Source organism: Stieleria tagensis (assembly GCF_024129865.1).
In the GTDB taxonomy this organism is placed as follows: domain Bacteria; phylum Planctomycetota; class Planctomycetia; order Pirellulales; family Pirellulaceae; genus Stieleria; species Stieleria tagensis.
The window spans coordinates 71,187-85,351 of sequence record NZ_JAMYFE010000076.1; the positions used below are offsets into that span (position 1 = coordinate 71,187).

General features: G+C 58.2%; 7 protein-coding genes. 3 read left to right on the forward strand and 4 right to left on the reverse strand.

The annotated features are described in order from the left end of the window. Positions 1-74: 74 nt before the first annotated feature. Positions 75-1,175, reverse strand: a complete 1,101-nt coding sequence (locus NHH03_RS18635) for a lactonase family protein (RefSeq protein WP_253158500.1) — start codon at positions 1,173-1,175, stop codon at positions 75-77. A 247-nt stretch (positions 1,176-1,422) separates the two neighbouring features. On the opposite strand from NHH03_RS18635, the gene NHH03_RS18640 reads away from it, so the two are divergent. Next, positions 1,423-4,362, forward strand: coding sequence for a hypothetical protein (locus tag NHH03_RS18640; protein WP_253158501.1), 2,940 nt, complete (start codon positions 1,423-1,425; stop codon positions 4,360-4,362). A 48-nt stretch (positions 4,363-4,410) separates the two neighbouring features. Here NHH03_RS18640 and NHH03_RS18645 read toward each other — a convergent pair whose 3' ends face one another. Beyond that, entirely contained in the window at positions 4,411-6,348 is a 1,938-nt protein-coding gene (locus NHH03_RS18645; protein WP_253158502.1) for an ABC transporter ATP-binding protein, read from the reverse strand. 56 nt (positions 6,349-6,404) lie between these two features. Continuing rightward, positions 6,405-8,459, reverse strand: coding sequence for a hypothetical protein (locus NHH03_RS18650; protein ID WP_253158503.1), 2,055 nt, complete (start codon positions 8,457-8,459; stop codon positions 6,405-6,407). A 131-nt stretch (positions 8,460-8,590) separates the two neighbouring features. Between NHH03_RS18650 and NHH03_RS18655 the strand changes: the two genes are divergently transcribed. Together NHH03_RS18655 and NHH03_RS18660 are read left to right on the forward strand one after the other, a co-directional pair. Then, positions 8,591-11,446, forward strand: a complete 2,856-nt coding sequence (locus tag NHH03_RS18655; RefSeq protein WP_253158504.1) for an FG-GAP-like repeat-containing protein — start codon at positions 8,591-8,593, stop codon at positions 11,444-11,446. 305 nt (positions 11,447-11,751) lie between these two features. Continuing rightward, positions 11,752-12,864: a DUF1573 domain-containing protein gene (locus NHH03_RS18660; RefSeq protein WP_253158505.1), complete on the forward strand. Its 1,113-nt coding sequence runs from the start codon at positions 11,752-11,754 to the stop codon at positions 12,862-12,864. Positions 12,865-12,879: 15 nt separating this feature from the next. Here NHH03_RS18660 and NHH03_RS18665 read toward each other — a convergent pair whose 3' ends face one another. Further along, a complete protein-coding gene (locus tag NHH03_RS18665) occupies positions 12,880-14,133 on the reverse strand; it encodes a lysophospholipid acyltransferase family protein (protein ID WP_253158506.1) in 1,254 nt (417 codons plus the stop codon). Positions 14,134-14,165 lie beyond the last annotated feature (32 nt).

Below are 14,165 nucleotides of genomic sequence, written 5' to 3' on the forward strand. Positions count from 1 at the left end.
AAACGATCGACCGCCCGTGCGGTAACACCCGATCCCACCCCGACCGTGGTGCCCCGCGCGGCTGATGCCCCTTTTTAGAACAGCACGCAGATCGATTGCGGTACGAAAACCGATTCCCGCGTGAACTGCAATTCGCCAGTGTTCGGATCGATTCTGAAAACCGAAATCGAATTGGTTTTCTGTCCGGCTGCCAACAGCCACTTGCCGGTCGGATCCAAGCTGAAATTACGTGGCCAAGCCCCCCGAATCGGTTCGACTTCCACCAGCGTCAATTCCCCGCTCTCGGAATCGACTGAAAACGCGGTGATGGTGTCGTTGCCACGATTGGCCGCATAAACAAATTTGCCGCTCGGATGCACACGGATCTCCGAGGCGCTATTGAAGACCTCTTTGGATTTGACCGATTCGGGCAAGGTTTCGATGGTTTGAATCGCGGTCATCGTCCCGGCTTGAGCGTCGTAGTCGAACACCGTCACGGACAATGCCAATTCATTCAGCACATAGATGGTTTTCCCATTGGGATGAAACTTCATGTGACGCGGCCCGGCACCGGGTGGGCAAATGCCGTGGCCGTGCGGTTCCAAGGTGGCGCTATGAGTGTCCAGTTTGTAGATCACGACTTTGTCCATTCCCAAATCGGGGACAAAAACGAATCGATTGTCAGGCGAAGTCCCGGTCCAATGCGCATGGGCCGTTTCCTGGCGTCCGTCGACGACGCCTGACCCGGCGGGATGTTTCTGCAGATCCGTTCGTTCGAGCACGCCGCCTTGTTCGTCCAATGAAAAACACGCGGTCGAACCGGTTCCATACTGCGCCGACAAGACGACTTTGCCGTCTCGGCTGACCGAGACATGGGCCGCACCGCCATCATCGATCGGCACACTGCTGTCCTTGACCAGTGTGGCCTGGCCCTGCCCACCGTGAATTCGATAGGCGACGATCGCCGGATGCCCGTTGTCGCTGGCGGCGGCATACAACAGTTCTCCGTTGGGGTGTTTGGCCAAGAACCCTGGACCGGAAATTTCGGCGGCCAATTTGGATTCGCTCAGCTTGCCCGAATCGGTATCGAAGCTGGCGTGATAGATGCCTTTGCTTAGTCCGTTGCGTGGCGTGGACGTGCCGAACCAAACATCGATGGTTTCTGCACCAACAGTGGCGGGCAGCAAACTGGACATGATCCACCCCAGACAGAAGACAGGAAGCCGGACAGATGCAAGAGAGAATCGGAGAAACATATGCAGTGACTACGTACGTGGGACAGAAGGCGTGAAACAGGGCGTGCCGTGAAACTGAATCGTCGATCCGGACGACACCGAAAACCGGGCAATCCCGCACAACCGGAAAATTCTACTCAACTGTATCGTGCCGCGTTCCGATACGGTGAGAGACAGGCTCTCTTTACGCACTTCACGAGATGGACGCATGCTTCGCGGACACTTCCGACACTTCGCAGCTCACACATTGATCGTCGCCCTGCTGGCCAGCCCGATTTTGGCCGCCAGCCCCGGTGACGTTTCACGCCAAGCCGCCAGCCAGCCGACCGGCCAGCCACCCGTCGCGGCACAAGCCGACCAGCAGCATAGCGAAGTGCAAAACGCAGTGAATTTGCGGCCGGTCGGCCAAACCGCGGATGTCGAGAGTCGATCCCAGGTCATGCAAACCGCTGGAACGAGTAGCGGATTGCTGGGCAGCTTGTTCGGAGGCAAAAAACAAGCGGATCAGCCTGCGACGCCTGCGTCACGTACGCCGGCAACGGTGGATTGGCAGGGCATTCCCTATCATCAAGCTCGGTCGCACACGCCGTCTCAAACCAAAACGCCGATCCGTGACCCCGGTCCCGGTGAAACGCGAATCACCAGCGATTCACGGTTGATGCCGCAGCGAGCGACGCCGCAATTGTCGCGCCCGGCGGCTCTGCAAAACCCACCGTCGGCTGTCCCCACACCACCAAGCTTGGCCGAAGCATCCAGCCGACGCGCGGTGCCGGCCAAAGTCGTCTCCAGTCGAATCACTCGCAACGATGAACCGGTCCTGTCGCCGCTCTCGAGCAGTCGACGTTCGGGGCGACGCGACGTCCCCACACTGCACGCTTCCGAAGTCGCTGCGGCCCAACCGGAATCGATCGATAGCGATCATAGCAACGACGATTTGGTCCCCAAGGTTTCTCGCCGGCGGATCAAGCCAGAACCAGAAGCCGTTGCAGAAACAACACCGGCGACCACTCAAACCGAGTCGGCTGAGCCGGAGCCCCAACCGACGCCCGCCGCTGACGTGGCTGTCAAATCGCAACCGAAACCTGCCGCCGCTATCCCAGCCGAATCGACCGACAACACCATCGCCGAGCCGTCACTGCCGGCCGCGTCACTGCCGGCTGAAGCACTGCCGGCCGAATCGGTTGCTGCAAGCGACCAAGCCGATCATTTCCGCGCCAACTCCCTCGCGGCCACACCGCAGTCGATGACGTCGCCGGAAGCCGCACCGCTGCCGGCACCCAACGCCGCCACGCCAGCACCGGTTCCGGGGACGCCTCGACTGGGCACCACCGGCAGCGTCGCTGGATTCCGCAGTGGGCCGCCGGCCGAAGCATTCCAACCCTCGGCGGGAACGGATAATTCTCAATCGCCCATTGGATCGGGCATTGTTGAAACACAACCTGAAACGGAATCCGAGACCGCGCCGACTGCACCGGCATCACGGATCGCACAAACCCCTGCGTTTCGCGATCCTTACAGGGCTGCAAACAACACCCTGGGAACGCCTCACGCCTCCGCCCCCACCTCGGCTGCGCAGCACCTGCCACCGGCCGCGGTGCATCCACCGGCACCCTCGATCGCTTCGCGGGCATCCGCGGCATCGCGTGCTGACGCATTTGGCGCCACACCCTTTGGCCCGGAACCGTCGGCACAGCGTGAATTGTCGCGACGCTTGGGTGGCAACGAATTGGCCGTCGGTCAAACCGCTGTTGCCTCGGAATTGCCCGGCATCCGTGTTGTCACCCACGGACCGAGCAGCGTGACGATCCGACAAAACCATGAATTTGAAATCCGCGTCGAAAACCGTGGTTCGATCGACGCCTCGGGCGTCATGATTCGTGCCTTGGTGCCCAACTGGGCGGATGTCCGTGGACAAAGCACTTCGCGTGGCGAAGTCGAAAGCAAGCCTTTCGAAAGCAATGATCGCTTGGTATGGACATTGGAATCGCTGCCGGCCGGAACGACCGAACGTATGCTGGTTCGGCTTCAAGCGAATCGCAGCGGAACCCACGGATTGGACGTCGATTGGACGCTCGTGCCGCAAAAGAGCATCGCCCGGATCGAAGTCCGCGAACCAAAATTGGACCTGCAAATCGAAGGGCCCGAAGAAGTCGTCTATGGCCAATCGCAAACTTACAAAGTGCGTGTATTGAACCCCGGTGATGGCATCGCCCCCAACGTCGTGTTCACGCTAAGCCCGAATTCGTCGACGCCCCAAACCCAACGCATCGGCGACATTCCCAGCGGCAAAGAAGCCCAGTTCGAAGTCGAACTCACCGCTCAAGATTTGGGTGATCTGAAAATCCATGGTCTCGCTTCCGGCGACTTGGATTTGAAAGCCGAGGCAGAAAAATCCATCCGTGTCTCAGCCGCCCAACTCGAAGCCGTGTTTGCCGGTCCTGAATTGAAGTATCAGAACACCGATGCCATGTTCCATCTGGAAGTCACCAACACCGGCACCGCGACCTGTAAAAACATCGAAGCCAGTTTGGCCTTGCCGCCAGGCATTCGCTACATCGGCGGCATCGAATCCGCCAAACAACGTGTCTCCAAACTGACCTGGGAAATCGAATCGCTGCCGCCGGGTGCGACCCGCGACTACGAATTCAAGTGTGCGATGATCTCGCCCGGCAAGCAAACGTTCGCGTTCGACGCCCATGGATCAGCGGCTGGCAAGACAGCGGTCGCGCTCGACACGCAAGTCGAATCGATCGCCGACTTGGTGATGACCATTCAAGACCCCGCCGCACCCGCGCCGGTGGGTTCGGAAGTGATCTATGAAATCGTGATCAAAAACCGTGGCAGTCGTCAAGCCAAAGAGGTCCGCGCCATTGCACAATTCAGTAACGGCATCGAACCACGACGCATCGAAGGTCACAGCGGTCAAGTCCTGACCGGTCAAGTTCTGTTTGATCCGATCACTTCGATTCGCGCCGGTGGCGAAGTCCGGATCCGCGTGATCGCCGAAGCGGAATCGGAAGGCCATCATCGCTTCCGCACCGAGATCCGCTCGGGCGAAACCGTGCTGGTTTCCGAAGAAGCGACTCAGTTTTTGAACAAACGCAGCGAACGCGTCAGCCGACGCAGCAGCAGTTCCAACCTGCGTTAGGTCTGAATCGCCACAGTGACCCGGCGCCTCGCGCTTTCGGCCAGCCGTTTATCGGCTGGCCCGCTCGGGCGAGGCCATTTGTAGATTCACCATCGATTGATAGCGACCGCCGTCGGCCAGCAATTCTTCGTGCGTGCCGACTTCGATCACGCGGCCATCTTCCATGACAACAATCTTGTCGGCCCCGCGAATCGTGCTCAATCGGTGTGCGATCACAAACGCCGTGCGGTCTTGCAATAATTCTTCGAGTGATTGCTGAATCAATTGTTCGCTTTCGCTGTCCAGATTGCTGGTCGCTTCGTCCAGGATCAGAATTTTGGGGTCGGCCAAAATCGCTCGGGCAATCGCCAGTCGCTGCCGTTGACCGCCGGACAGTTTGACGCCGCGTTCACCGATGATGCTGTCGTATCCTTCTGGCAGTTTTTCGATGAATTCATGTGCCGCCGCAGCTTGGGCGGCCGCGATCAACTCCGATTCGGTACAGTCCCGTCGTGCATAGGCGATGTTGTCGGCAATCGTACCGTCAAACAAGAACACCTCCTGTTCCACCATCCCCAATAGACTGCGATAGCTTTCCAAATTGATGTCGCGCAGATCACGCCCATCCAACTGGATGCTGCCGGCACCGGGATCGTAAAACCGAGCGATCAAATTGGTCAGCGTTGTTTTCCCGGCACCACTGCGACCGACCAAGGCAACCGTCTGGCCGGGCGAAACATCAAGATTGATCCCGTCCAGCACGTTGGTCTCGGTGCCCGGATAGCGGAACGATAGATCACGAATCTTGATCTCGCCCCCCGCTGTCGTTTTACTGACGTGAACCGCGTCCGGACGCGTCGGCAATTCGCTTTCGACTTCCATCACGTCCAGAATCCGATCCAACCCGGCAAGGTTGTTTTGGAACCCAACGGCGCTACCGGCCAAGGTGGCCAACGGGTCCAACAACATCGTCAGGTACACCAGGAACATCATCATGTCACCCAACGTCAGTCCGCCGTGGATGATTTGGTAGCCGCCGTAGAGCAACAATCCGGTGGAAGCCAACGGGATAATGACCTCCCAGATCGTTTCGATGATTCGCGTCCACCACCAGGTATACAGTTGCTGGCGGACCAAAAATCCGCCTTCGCGAACAAACTTGGACGACTCGTTGCGGGACCGTGAAAACGTTCGCACAACGCGAATCCCACCAAACGTCTCGGTGGCTCCTGCGTCGATTCGTTGTCGTTGTTTGCGGATATCGCGATACAGCGGGCGGATCCGATTGATCCAGGTCCGATGGGTCGCCCAGACGATCGGCAACAGCAACAACCCGCCGACCATCAGTTTCCAATCGACGAACATCAGGATGACCAAGCTGCCGACAAACTGCACCACCGCCCGCCAAGGGTTGTACAGCATCGAAAAAATCAACTCGGCGACACCGCCGGCATCCTCGCGGATCAGGCTGGCCACCCCACCGGATTTCAGATCGTAAACCTGACCCAGCGGCAATCGAATCGCATGCTCGAACACGCGACGACGCACTGTGATTTGAGTCTGGTTGACGGCTTTGGTCGCCGTCCAGCGGCTGAACAAATGCACGATGGTCCCCAACAGGGTGACGACCACCACCGTGACCGCGATCCACACCAACCGCAGCATCTTGTCGCTCGGCACGGCAAACGAATCGAGCCACGTCGGCAATGGTTTGGGTGGATCGGTCAGGACACAATCGATGGCTAATTTGGTGCCCACCGGTGGCACCAAACGCAATCCGATCGCAATCGTCAAAAACAACAGTGCGACCACAATTTGCCGCTGATGCGGGCCAATCAGCCTCCAAAATTCACGAATCAGTTCCCAAAACCCACGCTCGCGGGTCCCCAACTTTTGCGCGGGACGGTCTGGGCCGCGGTGGCGCGGCGGAGGTTCGTTGGAGGCGATTCGTTGGCGAACCGTTTCTCGATACGTGGCAAAACGGCGGCGACTCGTAGGTATTGGCATGCTGTATTGGTAGCGCCCCATAGACTCACTGGCAAGGGCGCCACGCTGCACCTGGCCTACCGGATCCTCCAAACGCCGGGACGGACCGGATGCAACTGCACCCCATGCTCTTGCTCCCATCGATTGATGAATGCGTCGGCGCCGTCACGGCCATCGACCACGATCGAAATCCCCTTGTCACTGATCCACTGGCGGACCTCTGCCACGTCGACACGATCCATCAATCCATAGACCCGTCGTCGATCCGCCAGAAACCCATCCCCGCGGTGGAACCAGGCAAAGGCTTCGACGTAGGGGTCCGACCAAAAAACGCCCTGCCGGATCAACCAATAATGCCGCGTCGTTTCACCATCGAGCAACAACACGCGATCGTCGTGATTCAGATAGTCGGGTCGCATGTCGGCTAGCGTTCGACGCCAAGACACCAGATCCGATTCTTTGCGTCGCAGCTGCATGGCATCGGATTCGGCATCCAACATACTGTTCAATCCGCGCACCAACACCAATGGCGATCGCCGTTCGAAACGCGCCATGCCAGCGGCGAAAACGATCCACCATAAAATCCCGAGTCCCACGACGCGGCGAATCCGCCGAGGAATCCAGATCGCAAACATCATCGCGACCACGGTCAACGCAATCGGATAGGCAAACCAGTGCAGGCGTTCATAGCCGGCGGTGTAATGTGGAAAACGTGTCAAAAATTCCGCCGACACCCACCACATGCCGCCTAGCATCAGCAGCGAGATCAAACCGGACACAAACACGCGTCCAAGCCCCGGCCCGTGGGCGCAACCCACCCACCGAATCGCAATCGCAATCAGCGCGACAGGCAGCATTGCCAACAGCCCGCAACCGAGCAACAACGACTTCTTCAGGTGCAACCGTCCGGCCGTCCATGCGGTCGTGTCGCTGGGCAATCCACTGCCAGCAATGGTGTTGTAGAAACCCACCCAGTAGTGCAGCGGGCGCCCCTCCAGCGATTGATCGTAGTCCAAACGGATGATGTCCTGAATCTGCTGATGATTGCTTTGTGCGTCGCCGATCGCGATCACCATCACAAACAACCCCAATGCCGCGGCCAGCGCGCCCGCCGCGCGGCGACATTGCCGGCGGTCTTGTGGCATGGCCAGCACCAGCACGGGGATCGCCAACAACAGCAGGTAAACGGCGGTCAGCGGATGAAATCGAACAATGGCGGGGAACAGGCCCAACAGCGGTATCAAATAGCGCGAACGGCCGCGAATCCAACCGGCCGTCAAACAGGCCACCGACGGCAACAGAAAGAACAACGCAAAATCTTTGTCCAACAGCAGATTGTTCGTGATGCGAAAGGAGTAGTTGAACGCCGTGTAGTTGCGATACCACAGCACCACAGGACCTAGAATTGCCAACAACACCACCGCATACGATGCCCGCCGTCTGGTCAGCGAGCGAATCGATTCCAACAAACACAACAACACTGTCATCGCGACCGGAATCGTTGCGTAGCGCAACAACACCTGGTCGACCGCGACACCACTGCAATGCGCCAGCAAACAGGGCACCAAGTGCCAGTAGTGTGCGTTCCACCGCGGCATCACCTGGTCGACGCCCATTGCCGACATGCCGATGGTTGTGACACGCAGTGTTTGCTGGGCCAACATATCCTGTTGCTGTAGCATGAACTGGTGAATGTCGTTGGAACGTGGCGTCCGATAGACACAGACCACAAACAACACCAATGCCAACACGATCCAGCCGTGTGCAGCGGGAAAGCGAATCTGCGGCAGCAGACGATGCCGCAGCACACGCCAACGATCGATCATCCCCATCACGATCGCCGCTGCCCACAGCATCAGATAGGCGTTCATCGAAATTCCGATCCAGCCACCCACGGCAACGATCCAACCGTGCACTGCGATCGAGGTGAGCGCCGCCGCCCAATAGCGGCGTAGCCAGGACGTGTGGTTTCCGATCCAGCGAGGGGCGATTGTCCATCCGAGCAACAAAAATCCGGTCCACGCAAGCTGCACGCGGATGTCCGCCATGTTCCCAGGTCCGATCGCAAGCGTTGCAATCAACAACAAACATTGCAGCGCAAGCAGAGCGGCAAGATCGCGAACGAGAGGCATCAGCAAGGGTTGGATGGAGACAAGGGATGGGGAAAGAATGCTACACTGGATGACACTGCGCACGGTAGGCGTGCACAGCCAAAGGTAGCGGACAATCGATTCTGCGTAGTCGAGAAGGACCAGAGATTTTCATGGCGGCATTTTGGCGTGCAACGATTCAGCGGTCGCTAGCCGGGTGCCTGCTGGGTTCACTGCCCCTGGTTTTGCTGATCGTCGGCTGCCAAGACAACGATCAAACCGTCGAAAGTTCGACCGACCGCCGCGCCACCGACTCGCGATTGTCATCACAAGCGAGCACGCCCAATGCGTTGCCGTCATCGATCGGCCAAACTGCAATAGCGGCGTCCCAAGGTGTCGACCAGGATTCTCGATCCCCCGACGCATTTGCCGGGCTGGAAAAAGCCTACTTTTCGAATCTCGAAGCCGGAAACTGGGACGCGGCTGAATCGGTCGCGCGCGGAATGGCCGAACAGTTTGCCGATCGCGCCACGGGCCATCGCTACCTGGCCCGACTGCTGTCCTCACAAGGCCGTCGCCAGGAAGCCAGTGAAAGTGTTCGACGACTGCTGCGAATGGGTGCGGCCGACGCCCGCGAGGTCCTCAGTTTGATCGATGTTTCCGGGCCCTTCCAACTGGTCTCCTTTGACCGTTGGCTGTCCACTGCGGATCCGGGACTGTTTGCACTCGGCGCGGCGCGACAAAGTTACATCGCCGAAACCGACCCTGATGCCGCACTCGAATATCTGGACGGCATGCCATCAACACTGCAGTCACACCCCAGCGCCAGTGCCCTGCGAGGGCGGATCCTGGCCGAGACCAAACGTGATGCTGCCTATCAAAACTGGTTGGCAAACGTTCCCGATGGCATCGACGCACAATCCGACTACTGGGCCGCCGTGGGGACATGGCAACAACACCACGGTCGCTCGCAAGCGAGTTTGGGACCACTGGTCCAAGCCATCCAGATCGATCCCACCGACCGCAAAGTGCTTCGATTGATCGCAACAGCACTGACGGATATCGGACAAGACGCACGAGCCGGGACGATCCAAACGGCACTGGCGAAATTGGACACGGTGTTTCGCAAATCCGGCGTGGCCGATGCAGCCGACGCCTATGAAATCGGCACCACTCTCGAATCGCTGCTACGACCCTGGGAAGCCCTCGGCTGGTACCAGGTGGCCGGACAACTATCCGACCCGCAAAATTTTGACCCTCGTTCGCTCGCTCGCCGAGCGGCGGCGGTGCGACAGTGGGAATCACGTTCCGATCCCCAACAAATTCGCGTCGCGCGAACCAAGAAGTTGCTGGGATTCGAACCGACCGACTATCCGTTGCCCCAGCAATTCCCAGACGCGGGAAATCAAGCCCCCACACTGAACGCGTCCTTGGATCCTCCGTCGGCCAATCAAACTCCCTTGCGTCTGCGTGATGTGGCATCCGAAGCGGGGATTCAGACAGCGTTTGTCAGCGGCTACAACACCGAAACAATCGATTTCTATCTGCATCAAGCCAACGGTGGTGGACTGGCCGCATTGGATTTTGACCGCGATGGGTCCAGCGATGTGTTTGTGGTGCAGTCCGGCGGTGACCCCAACCGCCCTGGCGATTCGCAACCCAACGAATTGTACCGGCAAACCAGCGAACTGGTGTTCCAGCGAGTGCCCGTCGCGGCCGGTGTCGACGCGTGTGATTTCGGCCAGGGGGTCTGCGCCAGTGATTTGAACCAAGACGGATTCGTTGATCTGATCATCGCCAACATCGGTCGTAATCAAATGCTGATCAATCAAGGCGACGGGACGTTTCGTGACGTCACGTCAAGTCACTTCCCCGCGATCACGAATTGGACCAGCAGCGTCGGCGCCGGAGACCTGGACGGCGATGGTTTACCGGATCTGGTTGAAGTCAACTATGTCGATGATCCACGGGTGTTTCAACAAAAATGCCAGGGCACGGTGATCGCCTGTGTCCCACAAAGTTTCCGCGCTGCCAAAGACCGATTCCTAAAAGGCACCGCCGATGGCCGTTTTGTCGTCTCCGACACTCTCGTCCAGGGCGACGTTCCCGCCGGTTATGGTTTTGGTTTGGTGATCGCGAACTTTGACGATCGCCCAGGCAACGAAGTGTTTATCAGCAACGACGGTGACCTGAATCATTTTTGGCAAACCACACTCGACACCTCCGCCGGCGGCGGATTGATCGAAGCGGCTGGGATCCGTGGCTGTGCGATCGGATCGTCGGGAATCAGCGAGGCCTGCATGGGGATCGCCTCCGCCGATTTTGATCATGACGGGCGATTGGATTTAGCGGTCAGTAATTTCCACAAAGAACCGTTGAATTTATTTTTGCAACGGCGTCCGGGGGCGTTTGTCGACGACGCGATGCGACGGGGTGTCGACGTGCCCAGTCGGTCGGTGCTGGGGTTTGGCCTGCAAGCGGCTGATCTGGACAACGACGGTTGGCAAGACCTGTGCGTGCTGAACGGCCATCTGTATGACTACCAACACCAGGGCATTGCCTATCGCATGCGGCCGCAATTGTTTCGCGGTTCAAAGATCGGTTTCCGTGAGCAAACGGCGACCGACCAGCCGCCCTATTTCAATACACCACGACTGGGCCGAACGTTGGCCCAAGCCGATTTCGACGGCGACGGACGAGTCGATTTACTGGCCAACCACTTGGACGCCAACGTCGCGTTACTAAAAAACGACACCGACGCGGGAAACTGGATTCAGCTGGAATTGATCGGCACGACAAGTGATCGAAATGCCGTGGGCGCCGTCGCAGAAATCATCGTCGATGACGAAACTCTGTCCGCATGGGTGACCGGCGGGGACGGATACATGTGCAGCAACCAGCCCGTGCTGCACATTGGACTGGGCGACCATGACCAGGTCGATCAACTGATCATCCACTGGCCAAGCGGCAATGTCCAATCGATGCGCCAGCTGCCGATCAACCAGCGTCTGAGCCTGTGGGAACCCTAGTCTTCCGCCGCAGCTTGGTATTACTGACGTTTGCATCAAGGAAAACAATCCAGTGAATGACATCGCTCCGCGATTGAGAGCCGGCGGGGAACACGCGTGATTGAGTCGCGGAGCGACGGGAGTCGGTAGCCTGGTGACGTCAGCCCCAGGCGTTGATCGTCAAATAATATCAACGAGCCCCGGGTGAAATCCTGCAGTAATACAATCGACGTCCCCAGCGTCACCTACACATCCACTCCACCCGGAAATTGAGCTGCGGTAGAATACTAGTACTCCGTCAACTTTTTATCTTAGGATGGACCGCTGTGCGTACAAAGGACTTCCAGTCCGACGGTACCGACCAAGCGAATCAATGCTTCCGGTGTGGACGTATCCAACGTCCTCTCCTGGCATTGATCCTACTCCTGTCCGCTGCTGCCGCGGTGTTCCTGCTGGTGGCATCACAAGCCGGCAGGAACGCCCCCTGGGCAAGCGGCCAGGTAAGCTTCACCGCGGACCGGCAAGATTTTCAGTTGATCAATCCGGGGCAAATACTCAAGGGCGTGTTGACGGTGACCAACAACCAATCCACCCCGATCTCCATTTCGGCCATTTCGACCAGTTGCGATTGCACTGCCGTGACACTGGCCAGCGGGCAACAGATTGAATTTCCCCATCCGGTTGCCCCCGGCCAATCACTCCCACTGAACGTGCAGATTGACACCGAACATGCGGAAGGGAAACAGCAGGTTCGAGTCGCCGTTCAATACACCGACCCTGATCCGCACGACAGGGTCACAACCTTTGCCTACACCGCACCCCATAAACCGCGCGTCTATCCCACCTTTTTGTCCGTGCCCGAAAGCGGCCGCGCGGAACCACTTCGATTTTGGGTGGGTGGACTGGCGGCAGATCCGATCGAGATCCAGGACATCGAGTGCAGCAATCCGCGTGTCCAAACCGAAACAATTGCGGTCCAACCAGATGGGGAAATCGAACTCGACGGCATACCGTACGCCGGTTGGATCCCGGCGTATGAAATACGTTTACAGTTGGACGCGGCGGATCGCGAGCCGTTTGTCGTCAAACTACATCTGAAAGAAATCGAAACGCCGCTTTCGGTCAACGTGACCTTTGCCGGCGAAGAAGGACTGACGCTGAAACCAAAATCGTGCACGTTGTGCGAGGGATCCAGGGGCATGCGGATTGTTGAACTGCAAGGCCTGTCGGCAGAGATGATCGTTGGTATTGAGAATCAATCTTCGGCGACGATCACGCTGTTGCAGCGCGGTGCGACCATGGCCTTTTACCAAGTCAGCGCGGCAGAGCATTCAGAGGGCCGCAAGCCGCAGGAACAGATCCTTTTCACCGCCAAGACCGACATGGATCAATCGCAACAATCCGTCACATTGCCGATCCACTGGGACTGTGGGCAGTGAAGCCCCCGGCGTCAACTACTGCAGCGAGGGACCGATGGGTTTGGCTTCGGACGAAAGTTTGTTGATCAACTTTGTCAGTTCATCATCGAGTGTCTGCATCAACGGGTCGCGAACGCCTTTGGGTGGCCGAGCGGTGTCGACCTCGATCGCCGGAGCCACTTCGATCACGGCTTTCAATCGCATCGAGTTGTTAGCTTTTCCGTTGATCGATTCCTGCATTCGCTGAATGGTTTCCACAATTCGCGTGTCCGTGGCTTGGCCATCAATCAGGTAGCTATCGGGATACGACGCAAGGTCTTGGGCGAAATCCGCGGCGTCAACGTAGCGATGCATCTTGTCACGGATCGGCGGACTTTGGTCGGACTGGAAATACAATGCGGACACCTTCGAACGAATCTGTCGGACGCGTTCGCGGACTTCGGACGATGACGAGTGAAGCCCCATTTCGGCTTCGGTCGACGACAACAGGGTTTCGATCAATCTGTCCCGTCGATTCGGCAGATCACCTTGGCTGGTCGAACCGGTGTACTGAATTTCCTTGAGCGACAACATCGCTTCGGCCAAACGAACGGTCCGCTGGCGGGTGTCACGCGGGGGCATCCGATGCCAACCCAAACGCCGCTCGAATTCATCCAGCTGAGCATTGGCCCAGGGCTCGACCGGGTCCATGCACAGATACTTGATTCCGATCGGATGGATGACGACTTTGCCACTGCCCGCGGTGGCCCGTGTCGCATCGTCGGCAAATCGTTTGGCGCGTCGTTTGGCAGCCGTCCGGGCGATGAATGCGACGCCATCAAGCAACGGTTTCAGCTGGTCATTGGTGCGATTGGTGGTGCCCTCGGGAAAAACAATCAGGGGCCGCGCCCCGTCGATCAAAATCTCAATCGCAGTTTCCAACGATTGCCGATCATTGCCTTCGCGAAAAATACTGAATGCTCCCATGCGACGAATCGCAAACGCATCCAACCAGCCTTCGTTAAACAAATGCCAAGACGCCATCGCGTGCACATGAATGCCCAAGCGTCGCGCCAACCAACCCATCACCAGCGGATCGGCATAGCGGCAATGATTGGGCGCCAGAAGCACGCTGTGACCGGCGTCCAGCGAAGCCTTTAGCAGATCGGTTTCGCGCAATTCGTAGTCGACGACACCTTCTTTCTTGGCCAAATAGCGGTCATAGATTCTCAAACGTTGGACCAACCACGGCCAAACGGTACTACGAATCGGCGGCACAAATTCGTAGGGTCGCTCGAAAACGACTGTCATCAGCAAGACGTGGGGCAAGAGAAAATGAAATC